Source organism: Glutamicibacter sp. St.4D3 (assembly GCF_059728615.1).
Window position 1 is genome coordinate 2,883,158 of the sequence record NZ_AP039380.1, and the last position, 16,459, is coordinate 2,899,616.

Annotated in this window: 17 protein-coding genes; 7 read left to right on the forward strand and 10 right to left on the reverse strand. The window is 64.8% G+C overall.

Features of this window, described 5'->3' with window-relative positions:
• Positions 1-15: 15 nt before the first annotated feature.
• Both bioB and arfB read right to left on the reverse strand, forming a co-directional pair.
• A complete protein-coding gene (gene bioB, locus AC6I21_RS13295; RefSeq protein ID WP_497762584.1) occupies positions 16-1,284 on the reverse strand; it encodes a biotin synthase BioB in 1,269 nt (422 codons plus the stop codon).
• Positions 1,285-1,800: 516 nt separating this feature from the next.
• Positions 1,801-2,220, reverse strand: a complete 420-nt coding sequence (gene arfB / locus AC6I21_RS13300) for an alternative ribosome rescue aminoacyl-tRNA hydrolase ArfB (protein ID WP_138926791.1) — start codon at positions 2,218-2,220, stop codon at positions 1,801-1,803.
• 305 nt (positions 2,221-2,525) lie between these two features.
• Here arfB and AC6I21_RS13305 point away from each other — a divergent pair, with 305 nt between their 5' ends.
• Positions 2,526-2,741, forward strand: coding sequence for a hypothetical protein (locus AC6I21_RS13305; protein ID WP_497762585.1), 216 nt, complete (start codon positions 2,526-2,528; stop codon positions 2,739-2,741).
• Between the two features lie 124 nt (positions 2,742-2,865).
• Positions 2,866-3,849 (forward strand): diaminopimelate dehydrogenase, encoded by a 984-nt coding sequence (locus AC6I21_RS13310; protein WP_138926793.1) that lies wholly within the window; start codon positions 2,866-2,868, stop codon positions 3,847-3,849.
• 110 nt (positions 3,850-3,959) lie between these two features.
• Here the strand turns inward: AC6I21_RS13310 and AC6I21_RS13315 are convergent, their stop codons facing one another.
• Complete coding sequence (locus tag AC6I21_RS13315; RefSeq protein WP_246049585.1) at positions 3,960-4,514, reverse strand: YceI family protein; 555 nt, start codon at positions 4,512-4,514, stop codon at positions 3,960-3,962.
• A 369-nt stretch (positions 4,515-4,883) separates the two neighbouring features.
• Here AC6I21_RS13315 and AC6I21_RS13320 point away from each other — a divergent pair, with 369 nt between their 5' ends.
• Positions 4,884-5,537, forward strand: a complete 654-nt coding sequence (locus AC6I21_RS13320) for an isochorismatase family protein (RefSeq protein WP_138926794.1) — start codon at positions 4,884-4,886, stop codon at positions 5,535-5,537.
• Positions 5,538-5,734: 197 nt separating this feature from the next.
• Here the strand turns inward: AC6I21_RS13320 and AC6I21_RS13325 are convergent, their stop codons facing one another.
• The 4 genes from AC6I21_RS13325 to AC6I21_RS13340 form a co-directional block, all read right to left on the reverse strand.
• Positions 5,735-6,715: a glycine betaine ABC transporter substrate-binding protein gene (locus AC6I21_RS13325; RefSeq protein ID WP_138926795.1), complete on the reverse strand. Its 981-nt coding sequence runs from the start codon at positions 6,713-6,715 to the stop codon at positions 5,735-5,737.
• The gene (locus AC6I21_RS13330) at positions 6,712-7,440 is read right to left on the reverse strand and encodes an ABC transporter permease (RefSeq protein WP_138926796.1); all 729 of its coding nucleotides are present in this window, start codon (positions 7,438-7,440) and stop codon (positions 6,712-6,714) included. The genes AC6I21_RS13325 and AC6I21_RS13330 overlap by 4 nt, the downstream gene beginning before the upstream one ends.
• Entirely contained in the window at positions 7,437-8,621 is a 1,185-nt protein-coding gene (locus AC6I21_RS13335) for an ABC transporter ATP-binding protein (protein ID WP_138176147.1), read from the reverse strand. Before AC6I21_RS13335 ends, AC6I21_RS13330 begins: the two co-directional genes overlap by 4 nt.
• A 121-nt stretch (positions 8,622-8,742) precedes the next feature.
• Positions 8,743-9,384 (reverse strand): ABC transporter permease, encoded by a 642-nt coding sequence (locus tag AC6I21_RS13340; protein ID WP_138926797.1) that lies wholly within the window; start codon positions 9,382-9,384, stop codon positions 8,743-8,745.
• A 212-nt stretch (positions 9,385-9,596) separates the two neighbouring features.
• Between AC6I21_RS13340 and AC6I21_RS13345 the strand changes: the two genes are divergently transcribed.
• The 3 genes from AC6I21_RS13345 to AC6I21_RS13355 all read left to right on the forward strand — a co-directional run bounded on the left by AC6I21_RS13345 (position 9,597) and on the right by AC6I21_RS13355 (position 12,563).
• On the forward strand, positions 9,597-10,454 hold the full coding sequence (locus AC6I21_RS13345) for a fumarylacetoacetate hydrolase family protein (RefSeq protein ID WP_138926798.1): 858 nt from the start codon (positions 9,597-9,599) through the stop codon (positions 10,452-10,454).
• Positions 10,455-10,456: 2 nt separating this feature from the next.
• On the forward strand, positions 10,457-10,954 hold the full coding sequence (gene rraA, locus AC6I21_RS13350) for a ribonuclease E activity regulator RraA (RefSeq protein ID WP_138926799.1): 498 nt from the start codon (positions 10,457-10,459) through the stop codon (positions 10,952-10,954).
• Between the two features lie 103 nt (positions 10,955-11,057).
• Complete coding sequence (locus AC6I21_RS13355; protein ID WP_138926800.1) at positions 11,058-12,563, forward strand: alanine/glycine:cation symporter family protein; 1,506 nt, start codon at positions 11,058-11,060, stop codon at positions 12,561-12,563.
• 129 nt (positions 12,564-12,692) lie between these two features.
• On the opposite strand, the gene AC6I21_RS13360 is transcribed toward AC6I21_RS13355, so the two are convergent.
• Entirely contained in the window at positions 12,693-13,538 is an 846-nt protein-coding gene (locus tag AC6I21_RS13360; protein ID WP_138175807.1) for an HpcH/HpaI aldolase/citrate lyase family protein, read from the reverse strand.
• A gap of 219 nt (positions 13,539-13,757) precedes the next feature.
• On the opposite strand from AC6I21_RS13360, the gene cycA reads away from it, so the two are divergent.
• A complete protein-coding gene (cycA, locus tag AC6I21_RS13365; RefSeq protein ID WP_175419423.1) occupies positions 13,758-15,218 on the forward strand; it encodes a D-serine/D-alanine/glycine transporter in 1,461 nt (486 codons plus the stop codon).
• Between the two features lie 38 nt (positions 15,219-15,256).
• Here the strand turns inward: cycA and AC6I21_RS13370 are convergent, their stop codons facing one another.
• Positions 15,257-15,679 carry a DUF4262 domain-containing protein gene (locus AC6I21_RS13370; protein ID WP_138926802.1) on the reverse strand — a complete coding sequence of 141 codons (423 nt, stop codon included), beginning with the start codon at positions 15,677-15,679 and terminating at the stop codon, positions 15,257-15,259.
• Positions 15,680-15,832: 153 nt separating this feature from the next.
• Positions 15,833-16,282, reverse strand: coding sequence for a DUF4262 domain-containing protein (locus AC6I21_RS13375; protein ID WP_138926803.1), 450 nt, complete (start codon positions 16,280-16,282; stop codon positions 15,833-15,835).
• Positions 16,283-16,459 lie beyond the last annotated feature (177 nt).

Genomic DNA, 16,459 nt, shown 5'->3' on the forward strand with positions numbered 1-16,459 from the left:
ATTTCCCGGCGGGTTTCATGCGTTCGGGCTTTCGCTGGTGCCTGCACCGCGACGGCGCAGCACCGGTTCGACGCCCGCAGCCGGTCCCGCGGCGCCGATCGGGCATCCGGTCCCGGCGGTGCCGCAGGTGCTGGCGCATCCGCCGCCGCAGCCTGTGGCCGGTTGGCGGGCATCGCGGTTCTTCGAGGCGTGCACGCGGCGGGCCAGCTCGTTGGGATCCACGTCTTCCTGGCCCAACACCACGAATCCGGCGTCGGCGATCATCGCCAGGTCAGCGGCGGCCGCCTGCCCCTCGCTGGTCAGGTAGTCCCCCAGGAAGATCGAGTTGGCCACCTGCAGGGCGGCCGGTTGCTGCGTGCGCAGGTGCATTTCACGACCACCGGCCATGCGCAGTTCGGCCTGGGGGCAGGCCAGGCGCACCAGCGCCAGGATCCGCAGGCAGCCCAGGGGCGTCAGCAGCCACGTGCCTTCCAGCGGGGTCCCGTCGAAGGGCATTAGGAAGTTCACCGGGATGGAGTCGGCTTCCAGGTCACGCAGTGCGAACACGGCCTCGACCAGCTGTTCCGGGTTCTCTCCCAGGCCCACGATGAGTCCCGAGCAGGGTGAGAGCCCGGCGTGGCGGGCCTGGCCGACCGTGTCCACCCTGTCCTGGTAGGTGTGCGTGGAGCAGATTTCCGGATAAAGGGATTCGGCGGTATTCAGGTTGTGGTTGTACGCATCGGCCCCGGCGGCGTGCAGCTTCGCGGCCTGCCCCTCCTTCAGGATGCCCAGGCAGGCGCACACCTCCACCTCGGGGTGCTCGTCCTTCAACTGTCCAATCATGGTGGCCACCCGGTCCACGTCGCGGTCGGTGGGTCCCTTGCCGGAGGCGACCATGCAGACCCGCGAGGCTCCACCGGCCACGCCCAGTCCGGCCTGGTGCACCGCCTCCTGGGGTTTGAGCCAGGTGTATTTCAGGATTTCGGCCTTGGACCCCAGGCGCTGTGAACAGTAGGTGCAGTCTTCTGGGCAGAGCCCCGATTTCAGGTTGACCAGGTAGTTGACCTTGACGGTGTTGCCGAAAAATTTCTGGCGCAGCCTGCCGGCGGCCGCCACCAGGGTGTGGGTTGCCGCATCGGGAACTCGCAACACGGCCAGGGCCTCCTCCCGTGTCAGCCGGTGCCCTGCCTCAATGCGTGCAGCCAGCTCATACACGTCCAGCTGCCCGTCCAGGGTCGGCGAGGCGGCGGCCTGCTGAGATAGCGGTGGCGCTGCGGCGTGCGTCCTGCTGTTGATGGTGGTCATAATGTGGCCGGCCTTTCGCGCGGTACATGTGCCCGGCACACCAAGAGCGGAATGCTGAACACTGTTCAATAAAAGGTATGTCAACTGTATACCGTTTTATTGAACAGCGTTCAAGTCTTTGCCGCGAGATGCCGTCTCCACGAGCTGCCACCGACGCACCGCAGGCATCGCGGACCGGTACGCGTGGTCTCTCAGCATGATGGCACGCCGAGTGAACTTTTCTGCCAAACCAGATTGCTCAAGTGGTCGGTTATGCTCCGCCACCTCGGAGCGCCCCGGAGAATTCATTGCCGTTCTCCATCTCGACCAGCTGCGTTCCACAGCAGAATCGAAGTCCCACCGCAAAAGACGCTCTGTGCGATGTGCGAGACCAACGGCCAACGGCCAACGGCCGAAAATACGACGCGTTGCGCCTGGGCATGGCCCCATGCTTCGCCGGGAACTGATGGAATCTCGCAGGCATGGGAGCGGCCCTGATTGCGGCACATTCGTCGGATGAGCGTGCACCGCCTCGGCTTACAGGGTTGGCCGCCGCCGCTGCGCCTTGGTCTGCGAGCGCTGGGCCTTGGCCTCCAAACGGCGGCGTTGGGATCCCTTCGTTGGCTTCGTTGCCCTGCGCTTGGGCGGATCCGGGGCGAGCGCAGCGGCGATGATCTGACCCAGCTTTTCCTGGGCGCTGCGCCGATTGAGCAGCTGCGAACGCTGCTCCGCGGCCGAAACCGTGATGCTCCCGTCGGTCAGCCGGGAGGACAGCCGTTCCAGCAGGCGTTCGCGCTGCCCCGGTGAGAGGGCATGGGAGGCGGCGATGTTCCAGGACAGTTCGACCCGGGTGGACGAGGTGTTCACATGTTGGCCGCCGGGTCCCGAGGCCCGCGAGAATCGCCATTCCAGCTCGACGGCCGGAATGCTCAACGTGCGAGAAACCCTCAGATCCATCCTTCCAGCATGGCACACCCACGCACCCAGGCCACCCTGGGAGCCTAGAACTCACCGCAGTGGCTGGTCGCCCGGTGGCGAACCTGCTTGAATTGAAATCAGCCGCCACCAGTGGAATGAGAATCGACATGTCAACGCCGAGCAACGAACCGACCAACCCGTACTCATAGGGCGCACCGTCCTACGACTCGGGTTCCTTCAATCAGCCGCCCCAGTTCCATGGCCAGACCCCCGGCGGCACGCAGCAGCCGCAGCAGTACAATTCCCGCGAACAGTTCACCGGCGGCCAGCTGGCCCAGACCTCGATGATCCTGGGCATCCTGGCCTTGGTGTTCAGCGCCCTGGGCATCATCCTGGGGCCGATTGCCATCTCCAAGGCCAACAAGGCCGAACGCGATTACAATACGGCGGCAACGGTCGGAAAGGTCACCGGCTGGTTGGGCACCTTCCTTGGCGCACTGTGGGTGCTGGCCGGGCTGCTCGTGCTCTTTGGCATGGCCAGCTTCTACTCCAATAGCTAGCTTCACCCAGTTCCAGGCCGGCGCCTTCCCACGCGCCGGTAATATCCGTTCCTGCGTTTAACCCCCGCCGTGGCCAACGGCTAGCGTAAGGGAAGGAATTATTGCGCCAAGGAATAGGAAGCACGTGCCTGAGAAGATTCGAATTGGAATTGCCGGTTACGGGAACCTGGGCCGCGGGGTCCAGGCGGCCGTGGCGAAGAATGCCGACATGGAACTGGTGGGGGTCTTCACCCGCCGCGACCCGCAGAGCCTTGAGCTGGCTTCCCCGGCCCCGCGCTACGCGATGGCCGAGCTGGATGCCCACACCGACGCCATTGACGTGCTGATTCTCTGTGGCGGTTCCAAATCCGATCTCCCCGAGCAGGGACCGGCGCTGGCCGCGAAGTTCAACACCGTGGACAGCTTTGACACCCACGCCAGGATCCCGGAGTATCACGCGGCCGTGGACGCCCCGGCCCGGGCCGGCGGCAAGACCGCACTGATCTCCGCCGGGTGGGATCCGGGAATGTTCTCCATCAACCGCGTCTACGGCGAGGCGCTGTTGCCCGACGGGGAAACCTACACGTTCTGGGGCCGCGGGCTGAGCCAGGGCCACTCCGACGCGGTGCGCCGCGTGCCGGGGGTGGCCGCCGGGGTGCAGTACACGATCCCCAGCCAGGAAGCGATCGACCTGGTGCGCGCCGGCCAGCGCCCCACGCTGAGCACCCGGCAGAAGCACCAGCGCGAATGCTATGTCGTGCTGGAGGATGCAGCGGATCCCGAGGTGGTGCGCGAGGCGATTGTGAGCATGGAGCACTACTTCGATCAGTACGACACCACGGTGCACTTCATTGACGCCCAGACCCTGGCCGCCGAGCATTCGGACATGCCCCACGGCGGATTCGTGATCCGCTCGGGCAACACCAGTGCCGAACAGAACCAGGTCATCGAATACTCCCTGGCGCTGGGTTCGAACCCCGAATTCACCTCCAGCGTGCTGGTGGCCTACGCGCGGGCGGTGCACCGGATGAACCGCGCCGGGATCACCGGCGCGCAAACCGTGTTCGATGTGGCCCCGGGGCTGCTGTCGCCCAAGTCCCCGGACCAGCTGCGCGCCGAGATGCTCTAGCAGCGCGCCTGGCCCGCAACGGCCCTTAAAACAGCGCAACGCCAGCGACCTTTTTCATGGAAGGTCGCTGGCGTTGCTCATTCTTGCGGTGTGTGCCCCCAGGCGGTGTATTACTCGGCAGCCGGCAGGACGAAGGCCGCGTCGATCTCGATCTTGACCTTGTCGCTGACCAGCATTCCGCCGGCCTCCAGGGCGGCGTTCCAGGTGATGCCGAATTCCTTGCGGGAAATGGTTGTGGTGGCGCTGAAGCCGGCCCGGGTCATGCCGAACGGGTCAACGGTCTGGCCGCCGAACTCCGCCTCCAGCTCAACTTCCTTGGTGACGCCCTTGATGGTCATTTCACCGATCAGGGTGAATTCGTCCCCGCCCTCGGCGCGCAGCGAGCGGAAGCTCATGACCGGGAAGTTCTCCGCGTCAAAGAAGTCCTCACCCTTTAGGTGGGCGTCGCGGTTCGCATCCTTGGTGCTTACCGAGGCAACCTGGATGGTCGCCTCAACGGCGGAGTCGGCCAGGGAGTCACCGACGGTCAAGGTGGCGTCGAAGTCAGTGAAGTTGCCGCGGACGCGGGAGATGCCGGCATGGCGAACGACGAAGCTGACTTCACTGTGGGCGGCGTCCAGGTTCCAGGTTCCGGTGGTCAGGTCGGTAGCTGCGGCAGTAGTCAAAAGGTTGCTCCTTGTGTGTCGTATGGGCGGTAGCGCAACGCCAAAAAATGATTGACGCTTCAACTGATTCGCTCTTAACCATTGCACACCCGATGGTGATGCGTCAACTAATTCGCCACACTTCGACATATCCCGTAGTGCGTCAGCCGCCTCCGGCTGCCCCAAAGCACCCCGCGCACCGCGGCACTCGACACGGGGCGGACCCGCCGCTATCGTGACGCCCACGACACAGCTCCCGGTGGCGCACCTCATGCGCGGGGCCGGGAATGGATCGGAAACCCAATGGGTTACAGGATCTACATGCAAACACATGGAAATCGGATTCCGAGGGCACCCGCCCGCGGGACACCAACCGAAAGGCAGGACAAGATGACCGAGCTAGCCGGATACCCCAATGACCGCCTGACCCCCGAGAACACAGCCATCCTGCTGGTCGACCACCAGTCCGGGTTGATCCTCGGCGTACAGGACCACGATCAGCTCGAAGTACGTCGCAACGCCCAGGCCCTGGCCAAGATCGGCAAGGTCTTCGATGTACCCGTCGTCGCCACCACTTCCGCTCCCACCGGCCCCAACGGTCCGCTGATCCCGGAGCTGACCCGAGAACTGGGTGATGAAACCCCGATCATTCACCGCACCGGTGAAGTCGACGCCTGGGACGACCCGGCCTTCGAAGAAGCGGTGAAGGCCACCGGGAAGAAGAACCTGGTGATCGCCGGCGTCATCACCGATGTTTGCCTGATGTTCGCCTCCCTTTCGGCCCGGGCCCGCGGCTACAACGTGCATGCCATCGTTGACGCCTCGGGCACGACCAACAAGCTCGCCCGGGAAACCTCGCTGCTGCGCCTGCAGCAGGCCGGGGTCACCCTGAACAGCACCGTCGGTGTCATTTCCGAGCTGCTGCGCGACTGGAAGAACCCGGGCGGTGCGGGCACCGCGGAAACCTTCGCCGAACTGGCCATGCCGTTCTACGGAGCGGTCATCGAAAGCCACACCGCGGCCAGCGGCGGCGAGGAGAAGTAGTCTTCCCACGCCGCTCGGTGCCGGGGCGGCGGACAGACCCCGCCGTCCCTGCACCCCTCACCCGTTCCCCCGCATCACATCCTGAGCGCTATCCAGTGCGGGGGAACGCAAAGAGCACAGGGCCCGCAGAGTAATCTGCGGGCCCTGTGCTCTTTGCTGGGCGCGGATCACCGGCTCCTCGCCGATCCGCGGCCCGGTCAGGGTTCGGTGACCAGGCCTTCCTGGACCATCCATGCGAAGGCCACGTCGGCCGGTTCCCCGCCCTCAACGTCAACCTGGTAGTTCAGGTCCATCAGCACCTCATCGGTGAGCAGCGGGGCGATCTGTGCCATCACGTCCGCCACCTGCGGGTACTGCTCATAGAACTCACCGTTAATGACCGGGGCCATGTTGTAGCTGGGGAAGTACTCCACGTCATCCTCCAACACCGTCAGGTTCAGCGCCTTGATGCGCCCGTCGGTGGTGAAGACCTCGCCAAAGTTGCACGCCCCGTCCGCGGTGGCCGAGTAGATGGCCCCCACGTCATAGAGCCCGACGTTGGATTCGGGCACGTCGCTGCCGCGCTTGAGCCCGATCGCCTCCAGCATCGGGGTCAGCCCGTCACGCCGGGAGTTGAACTCGGGGTCCACGCAGAACGTCAGCTCGGACTTGTCCAGGTCCTTGAGCTGGGAGAGCTTGGTGACCCCCAGCTCCTTGGCCGTCTCTTCATTCATCGCCATGGCGTAGGTGTTGTTCAGCGGCGCCGGAGCACCCCAATAGAGCCCGTTCTTGGCGTCCTCATCACGCACCGCCTTCCACTGCGCCTCGGCGCCGGGCACCGGCTCCTCGTGGCCCAGGTAGGTCAGCCAGGCGGTGCCGGTGTACTCCCAGACCATGTTGGCCGCGTTGCTCACCAGCAGTTCACGCGCCGGCTGCGAACCAGGCACGTTGGTCAGGTCGGTGACGTCGAACCCGGCGGTCTGCAGTGCGATGACCGCGATTTTGCCCACGATCAGCTGCTCGGTGAAGGACTTGGAGGTCACGGTGACCTTCGGCTTCTCCTCGGACAGGCCCGGGATGGGCTGGATCTCGCCGGGGGCGGAGGGCGGCACGGTGCCGGTGGACGGGGAGAGCCCGCAACCGGTCAGGCCGAGCAGCGCCGCAGCGCCCAGCGCGGTCAGCTTCAGCTTGTTTTTCACGACAGTCCTTTCGGTCGAGCCGCGGTTTCCACCACGCGTCCGATCCAGTCAACGCTCACCGCCAGCAGGGCCACCAAGAGCGAGCCGGCCACCAGCACCGTGTTCAGCGACAGGTTCACCCCGGTGGTGATCAGGATGCCCAGTCCGCCGCCGTTGATGAACGTGGCCAGGGTGGCGGTACCCACCAGCAGCACCAGGGCGGTGCGGATGCCCGAAAGCATCACCGGAACCGCCAGCGGCAGCTCCACCTTGAACAGGACCGCCATCTGGCTCATCCCGATCCCGCGGCCGGCTTCCACCAGCCGCTGGTCGACCTGCTGCAGGCCGATGATGGTGTTGGACAGGACCGGAAGGATCGCGTAGAGCACCAGCGCCACCACGGCGGTCATCGGCCCGTAGCCGAGCCAGAACGCCAGCAGCACCACCAGGCCAATGGCTGGGGCGGCCTGCCCGACGTTGGCGATCGCGCGCACCGTGGGCGCCGCCTTGCGGATGCCGGGACGGGTGAGCAGGATCCCCAGCGGGATCGCGATGACCAGCACCACCAGGGCGGCGAGCACCGTGATCTGCAGGTGCTCCACCGTGTACCCCCAAATGGTGGACGGGTCCAGCGTCTGGCGTTCGGTGTCGCTCAGGTCTGCGGTCAGCAGCCAGGCCACCAGCAGCCCGAAGGCCACCAGGATCCCGATCAGCTGGTAGAGCAGTCCACGTCGTTCGGCGGTCATTGGTCCTCACCGTCCTGCAGGGCGACCTGGCTGATCGCCCCGGAGTTCAGGCCCACCGGTGCCTCGTGGTCCGCCCCGGCGGCCGCGTTGGCCGCGGAGATCGCCTCCATCACCGTCTGCACGGTGATGATTCCGGCGTATGCATCGCGCCGTCCGGTGACGATGGCGGATTCGGTGCTGGAGACCAGCATGGTGTCCAGCGCGTCGTTTAGGGTCGCCTGCCAGCCCACCGACGGCAGGTTCGGGTCATAGGTGCCCTCGATGATCTGCGCGCGGGAGAGCTGGCGGCGGGTGAGCCGGCGCAGCGGGCGGCCGCGCGAATCGAGCACCACCGCGTACTTCGCCCCGGCGCCCTGCACCTGGGAGAGCACATCGGAGGCGCGCTGGCCGGGGGTCGCGGTGACCGCGTCCTCCAGCTCGACCTCGTTCACGCGGGTCAGGGTCAGCTGCTTCAGCCCGGCACCGGAGCCAATGAAGTTCTCCACGAACTCGCTGGCCGGGTTGGCCAGGATGCGTTCGGGCGAATCGTACTGCTCCAGCTGGGCGCCCTCGTTGAACACGGCGATCCAGTCGCCGAGCTTGACGGCCTCATCGAAGTCGTGGGTCACGCACACGATGGTCTTTTGCACCTCGGACTGGATGTTCAGCAGCTCATCCTGCAGGCGCTGGCGGGTGATCGGGTCCACGGCGCCGAACGGCTCATCCATCAGCAGCACCGGCGGGTCGGCGGCCAGGGCGCGGGCCACGCCCACGCGCTGCTGCTGTCCGCCGGACAGCTCCTTCGGGAAGCGGTCGCGGTACAGCTCCGGATCCAGGGAAACCAGCTCGAGCAGCTCGTCCACGCGGGCTGCGATCTTCTCCTTGGACCAGCCCAGCATCTTGGGCACCATGCCGATGTTGGTGGCCACCGTCATGTGCGGGAACAATCCACCGGCCTGGATCACGTAGCCGATGCGCCGGCGCAGCTCATCACCGTTCATCTTGGTTACGTCATCGCCGTTGATCACGATCTGCCCGCTGGTCGGCTCGATCAGCCGGTTGATCATCTTCAGGGTCGTGGTCTTGCCACAGCCCGAGGGGCCGACGAACATCACGATGGAGCCGGCCGGAATCTCCAGGGTCAGTCCGCCCACCGCGGACTTCTTCTGCCCCGGATAGGTCTTGGTGACTTCCTGCAGCATGATCGAGGCGCCGGTGACGCCCTCAGCGGCGCCGTTCGCGGCGGTGCTGCCGGTGCGGGCACCGTCCTGGCCTGCGGTCTTGCCGTTAGCGGCCATGTTGTTGTCTTCTCTAGCGTTGTTCTCAGACACGGATACCTCGCGGGGTTGTGAGCCGGCCGATGCCGATCAGGATCAAATCAAGAATCAGGGCCAGGATGACCACTCCCACCACGCCGACAACGACGGATTCCAGGGAGTTGGCGCCACCGAGGCGGGAAAGGCCGGAGAAGATCATTCCACCCAGACCCGGGCCGAGCGAATAGGCGGCGATCGCCGCGACGCCCATGACCATCTGGGCGGAAATCCGGATGCCGGTCAGGATCACCGGCCACGCCATGGGAATCTCAACCTTCAGCAAGGTGCCCAGGCGGGTCATTCCGATGCCGCGGGCGGATTCGACCAGGCTGGGTTCAATATTGTTCAGGCCCACGATCGCGTTGCGCAGGATCGGCAGCGCGGCGAAGAAGGTCACCACAATGACCGCGGGGGTAACGCCGAAACCGACCGGCACAATCAGCAGGCCGATCAGCGCGAAGGAAGGGATCGTCAAACCAATGGCGCTGATGCCGTTGGCCACGCCCGCCAGCGCCTTGCTGCGGTACACCAGCACCGCCAGCACTACGGCAATGACGGTGGCCAGGATCAGGCATTGACCTACCAGCGAGAAGTGTTGCCAGGAGGCCAACAGTATTTGGCGATATCGCTCGCCAATGAAATCTCCCACATCAAAACCTGCTTCACTCTAGTTACGAAAAATGCACCAAATCCGCGGAATTTCGCGGTCCGGCATCCTCTAGCTTAGCTAGTTGGCTAGATCACTTCCAATTGATACACCGGTATTTCTCGTCTGACTTGGGCTTATTAGTTCACTCACGAACCACAATAGAAAATGACATCGACTGGCGTGCCGCAGGCCACTTGTAGTGAGATGGGGGCATGAAACTTGCCACCCTTCGCACCCCCGATTTAGCGGCGCCCACGGCCGCCGCGCTGATCAGCGACCACGGCGCCCAGCTGCTTCCCGGATTCCCGGATGTGCAGCATTTCCTGCGGGCCGAGGAGGAGCGGCGGCAGCAGGCCCTGGAGCAGGCCCGGGCCAGCCAGCCGCAGCCGCACGCCGGGCTGGTGTACGCCACACTGATCCCCAATCCCTCCAAGGTGCTGTGCATTGGGCTGAACTACCGCAACCACATCGCCGAGGTCCAGATGGAGGAACCGAAGTACCCCACCATCTTCGCCAAGTTCGCCTCCAGCCTCACCGGCGCCAACGACAGCGTGGAAATCCCCGGCGAGGACCACCGGGTGGACTACGAGGGTGAGCTGGCGGTGATCATCGGCGCCCCGGGACGGCGGATCCCCGCCGAGCACGCGCACCGGCACATCGCCGGGTACGCCATCTCCAATGACATCTCCATGCGCGGCTACCAGGGCCGCACCCGGCAGTGGCTGCAGGGCAAGGCCTGGGACGCCTCCACCCCGGTCGGCCCATGGCTGGTCACGGCCGACGAATTTTCCCCCGGGGCGCGGATCACCACGAAGGTCAACGGGCAGCTGGTCCAGGACGACTCCACCGATGACCTGGTCTTCAATGTGGCCGAATTGGTCAGCTACATTTCGGCGATGACCGAACTGCAGCCCGGGGACCTGATCCTGACCGGCACCCCGGCCGGGGTGGCCGTCTCACGCAAGGACGAAAACGGCCGCCGCCCCTGGCTCAAGGCCGGCGACGTACTGGAAACCAGCATCGAAGGTCTGGGCACCAGCCGGCTGACCTTCCACCCACAGGAGGACTAGGCATGCACAACACCAACGCTTCGGCACCCCAGGATTTTTCCACCTGCGATCTGTTCGACGACGACGAGACCCTGCAGTCGGTCTCCACCCAGCTGCGCAACTTCGGCGGGCGGACCAAGTTCAGCGGCCCAATCCGCACCCTGCGCTGCTACCAGGACAACTCCATCCTCAAGCAGATTGTCGCCACCCCCGGCAACGGGCAGGTGCTGGTGGTTGACGGAGCCGGATCCCTGGACTGCGCACTGCTCGGTGACATGGTCGCCAAGACCGCACTGGAGAACGGCTGGGCCGGATTGGTCATCCACGGCGCCGTGCGGGACTCGGCGGAACTGGCCACCTTGGACCTGGGAATCAAGGCGCTGGGCACCAACCCGCGCAAGAGCCAGAAACTGGACTCGGGCTCCCCTGACGTGGAACTGCGCTTCGGTTCGGTGACTTTCCGTCCCGGGCTGATGCTGCACAGCGACGAAGACGGGATCCTTCTGGACCCGATCGGCTGAGCCCGCAATAAATGGAGATCCAGGTCACCATGATGGGTTAGTGTATTACCTTGACGCCACCAGCGTCATGAACATCACACTCGCATCACTGGAGGACCAACACATGGAAGCCCTCACGACCCTGTTTGGCGACATCTCGTCCGTCATTTGGGGGCCATTTGTCCTGATCCCGCTTCTGCTGCTCACCGGGCTGTACCTGACGATCCGGCTGGGCCTGATCCAGCTGGTCAAGCTCGGTCCGGCACTGCGCCTGGGGATCATCAAGCGCAAGGACGCCGGTTCGGAGGGAGACGTCTCCCAGTTCCAGGCTTTGACCACCGCCCTGGCCGCCACCGTGGGCACCGGCAACATCGTCGGGGTGGCCACCGCCATCGGCATCGGCGGGCCCGGTGCGCTGTTCTGGATGTGGATCACCGGCATCTTCGGCATGGCCTCGAAATACTCGGAGGCCTTCCTGGGTGTGCGCTTCCGCGGCACCGACGCCGCCGGTGAAAAGTCCGGCGGCCCACAGTACTACCTGCAGCGCGGCATCAAGGGCCCGTTCGGCAAGTTCCTGGCCCTGTTCTTCGCCATCGCCGCGGCGATCGCCAGCTTCGGCATCGGCAACCTGACCCAGGCCAACTCGATCTCCGCGAACCTGGAGAACTCCTTCCAGGTGCCGCTGTGGGTCACCGGCGCGGTGCTGACCGTGCTCTCCCTGGCCGTGCTGGTCGGCGGCATCAAGTCCATCGGCCGCATCACCGCCGGGTTCGTCCCGGTGATGATCATCTTCTACGTGGGCGCCGCCATCTACATCCTGCTGGCCAACCTGGGCCAGATCCCCGCCGCGTTCGCCACCATCTTCACCGACGCGTTCACCGGCACCTCCGCCGTGGGTGGCTTCGCCGGCTCGGCCATCATCATCGCCGTGCAGTTCGGCGTGGCCCGCGGCATCTTCTCCAATGAGTCGGGCATGGGCTCGGCGGCCATCGCCGCCGCCGCTGCACAGACCAGCCACCCGGTGCGCCAGGGCCTGGTCTCGATGACCCAGACCTTCATCGACACCATCATCGTGGTCACCTGCACCGGCCTGGTCATCATCACCACCGGCACCTGGAACATGATTGACCCGGAGACCGGGGAGCAGATCTCCGCCGCGCTGATGACCGGCCAGGCCTTCACCCACGGCCTGCCTGGCCAGTGGGGACACTGGATCGTGACCATCGGCCTGGTGATGTTCGCCTTCTCCACCATCCTGGGCTGGTGCTACTACGGTGAACGCCAGATGGAGCGCCTGTTCGGTCGCGCCCTGGTGATGCCGTTCCGCGTGGTGTTCTCCCTGGTCGTGTTCGTGGGCGCCACCACCGAGCTGGCCGTGGTGTGGAACTTCTCCGACATGATGAACGGGCTGATGGCCCTGCCGAACCTGTTGGGTCTGCTGATCCTCTCCGGACTGGTGGCCCGCGAAACCAAGTGGTACCTGAAGAACGACCCGAAGCTGGAAGCCACCAAGGACCAGATCGAGACGTTCATGGCCGGACGTCCGGGCTGGGATGAGTGGAAGGCCGGCGACGTCATCGGCTCCGCCCATGCCCAGGCCACCGGCAAGACCGAGGTCCACGAACGCTAAGGGCGGGCGCTGCCAGCTGCCCCTCAGACACAAGAGCCAGTCCCGTTCAGGGACTGGCTCTTGTACTTTGTTCAGGTATTCAACGGCTGTTGCGCCCAAGCCGGCCGGGCGCCGCGAGCAGCTAGGCGGCTAGGCGTTCCACAGGCCGTAGGAGTCGGCCAGGTCGGCGATCTTCTGCGCACGGGCCAGACGCGGCAGGTAGGACCCGTCGCCCACTGCGGCACCGGCGGCGTGCGCCTCCAGCAGCTCCATGGCCCAGGACAGCTCATCGGCACTCGGGGCCAGGGCGGCGTTGATGCCATCCACGTGGTCCCGGGAGAGCGAGAGCTTGCCGGTCATGCCCATCGACGCGGTCACCTGGGTTTCCTCGCTGACCACCCCGGCGTCGGCCCCGGCCGGGGGTGGGCCGTCGATCGCGCCGGGCAGCTTGCCCACGCGGGAGGCGACGACCAGCTTGCCGCGGGCGTAGGCCAACGCCAACGGAGAATCCGAGACACCGGTGTCCTTGCGGAAGTCGTTCACGCCAAAGGCCAGACGGAAGGTGCCGGGGGCCGAGGCGATCGCGGTGGCGTTTTCGATGCCCAGCGCCGATTCGATCAGCGCCAGCACCGGGGTACCGGCACGCAGGCGCATGGCGCTGAGCGTGACCTGCTCAGGCTTCTCGGTCATGGCCAGCATGATGCCACGCAGTCCCGGCGCCTCGGAGAGGGCTGCCAGGTCATCGGCCCAGAACTCGGTGTCAATGCCGTTCACGCGCACCCAGGCGGTCATTCCCGTGGACAGGGCGTTGACCACCGCGTCGCGGGCCTCGCCCTTCTTGTCGTCGGGTACGGCGGCTTCCATATCGAAGATGACCGAGTCCGCCTCGCAGGCCAGGGCCGGCCCGAATTCCTCTGGCTTCGCGGCGTTGACCAACAACCAGGAACGGGAAAGTTTTGCGGGGAGAGCTGCTGCTCGACGATTACGGAATGCCATACCACTACCCTACTCACTACGCATCACCGGCACCCAGAACTGCCTGCGGTGTTGCGGCCGCTCACTAGGGCATGTGACGCCAATTACGGTTTTCTCCAGTTAGAGAGTAACGTGTTTTCCCGGGTTCGGTGGTTTAAGGGAACGACCATCGGCTTCAGGGACGCATAATTTTGCCTTAGCACCGTGAGCACCGGGGCGGGGCCGAGGAAGGAGACGACCGTGGCTGGCGAAATCACGCAGCAGACACAGTCGCAGGACAATCAAAAGCTCGAACGGGCGCTGTCCAACCGGCACATCCAGCTAATCGCCATCGGCGGGGCCATCGGCACCGGCCTGTTCATGGGTTCGGGCAAGACCATCGCCGTCGCCGGCCCCTCGGTGATCTTCGTGTACATGATCATCGGGTTCATGCTCTTCTTCGTCATGCGGGCCATGGGCGAGATCCTGCTGAGCAACCTGGAGTACAAGACCTTCTCCGAGTTCGCCGGTGACCTGCTCGGTCCGTGGGCCGGCTTCTTTACCGGGTGGACCTACTGGTTCTGCTGGGTGGTCACCGGGATCGCCGACGTGGTGGCGATCGCCCACTATGTGGCCTTCTGGTGGGGCGACCTGCCCCTGTGGATTCCGGCACTGACGTGCATCGTGCTGCTGGTTGCCCTGAACCTTCCCAGCGTGAAGAACTTCGGTGAAACCGAGTTCTGGTTTGCGCTGATCAAGATCGTGGCGATCCTGGCGCTGATCGTCACCGGGCTGGCCATGATCGTGCTCGGTTTCGAGGCCGACGGAACCCGCGCCTCGTTCTCCAACCTGTGGAACTACGGAGGACTGTTCCCCACCGGCATGATGGGCTTCATCGCCGGATTCCAGATTGCCGTGTTCGCCTTTGTGGGCATTGAACTGGTGGGCACCACTGCAGCGGAAACCAAGGACCCGGAAAAGACCCTGCCGCGCGCGGTGAACTCGATCCCGCTGCGCATTATCCTGTTCTACGTCGGCTCGCTGGTCATCCTGATGTCGGTCACTCCCTGGGTCAAGTTCTCCCCCGAGGAATCCCCGTTCGTGGGCATGTTCGCGCTGGCCGGACTGGTCGGTGCCGCCGGCGTGGTGAATTTCGTCGTGCTCACCTCGGCAACCTCCAGCGCCAACTCCGGGATCTACTCGACCTCGCGCATGATCTACTCGCTGGCGGTGGACGGGGATGCGCCCAAGCGCTTTGGCAAGCTGACCAAGAACCAGGTGCCGCGCAACGCCCTGCTGTTCTCCTGCATGTTCCTGCTGGCCGGCGTCGTGCTGCTCTACACCGAGGGCTCGGTGGCCGAGGCCTTCACCCTGGTCACCACAATCTCCGCACTGTGCTTCATGTTCGTGTGGACGATGATCCTGCTCAGCTACCTGGTGTACCGCAAGCGCCGCCCGCACCTGCATGATCAGAGCAAGTTCAAGATGCCCTTTGGCATGCTGATGCCCTATGTGGTGCTGGCGTTCTTCGTGTTCATCCTGTGGACCTTGACCACCCAGCCCGACACGCTCCAGGCCCTGCTGGCCACCCCGGTCTGGTTCGCCATTCTTGGGGTGTGCTACCTGAAGCTGCGCAAGAACCCGCAGCATCAGGCCCTGCGCCAGGCGCATGCCGCCAAGGTCGAGGAGGAGAACCAGGCCGCGGCACTGTACCGCGGCTAATCTCCCCGCCTCCCCTGGCGGTTCAGGGCAACCGTTGCTCAGGCGGCCTCGTTCGGTGCTTTCCGGACGGGGCCGCCGTGCTTCATCAGGTGCACCTCCAGGACCCTTGCCACCAGCCCATAGCGCCGGTGCACTCCCAGGGTGTACTTGCCCGCACCGGTCTTCAGGGCGAAGTACATCAGCCGCCCGTCCTTCCAATCCGCGGTGTGGCCGTGGTCGTAGTATTCGCCGCGCAGCACCTGGCGTGCCAGCCCATTGAGCATGATCAATGTGTCTTCTTCGCTGATGCCCCGCACCAGGAATTCCGGCTGCCCCAGGCGGGTCAGACCCACGGTGTACCCGAACACGCGTTTGGGGTTCGGGTCCTGGATGCAGTAGACGGCGTAGCCGTTCTGGGCGATCTGCCCGTTGATGTGTGCTTCAACTTCGGCGGCGGACATGCCATCGCACATCATGCACATGGTCCTCACTCCTTGGATGGTGTTTGCTTCTCCGGCTTTCCCAGTGTTGACCCGGGCAAGGGTGTTCTTGGGCTTGATCGCGGATTTGTGGATAACTTCCTTCGTGGGGACCGCTGCCTCCAGCCGGGCAACACCCCACCGGCTTGACCGGGTTCACCGACCGCGCCGGTCGTAGGGTTCATCCTCGTCCTCCAGTTCGAGGTAACCCCCGTCCTGCTCCTCGGCGGGGACAACCATGAGCACCCTGGTCCCTTCGCCGTAGCGGCACATGGCGATCGGGGCGATTTCCTCAACGTTGACGATCTCCTCGAAAGTCAACGCGAACCCGAACCAGTAGGTGATGTCATCACGTTCGAAGCGTTGGCCATGGTGGACGATGCCGTGCGCCAGGTTGCGCAGCATCTTCACCACGAACGTGGTGTCTTCCTCCCAGATCATCAGCTCCGGGTGCCCCTTGGCGCTGAGACCGATGGTGTGCCCGAAACGCGTTGTCTCGTCCGGGTTTTGGTACAGCATCACGCTGCATCCGTCGTTCTTGATGTCCTGGCTGATGTCCCGGTTCAGTTGAGCCTGGGGCGAATCAGGGGCGCAAATCGTGCACATCTGAAATCACTTCCTCAATCGGCGCGCAGCCGTTGGGCGGTTCCACGGCGGTCGTCGCGGATAGATTCCAGTGTCGTGCCGATATGCCTCGGCAAACGGTGCCCGGCAAATCTGTGGATAAGAAAGCGCGCTTAAAACGAAGGACGCACCCACGGTGATCCGTTGGATCGTGGGTGC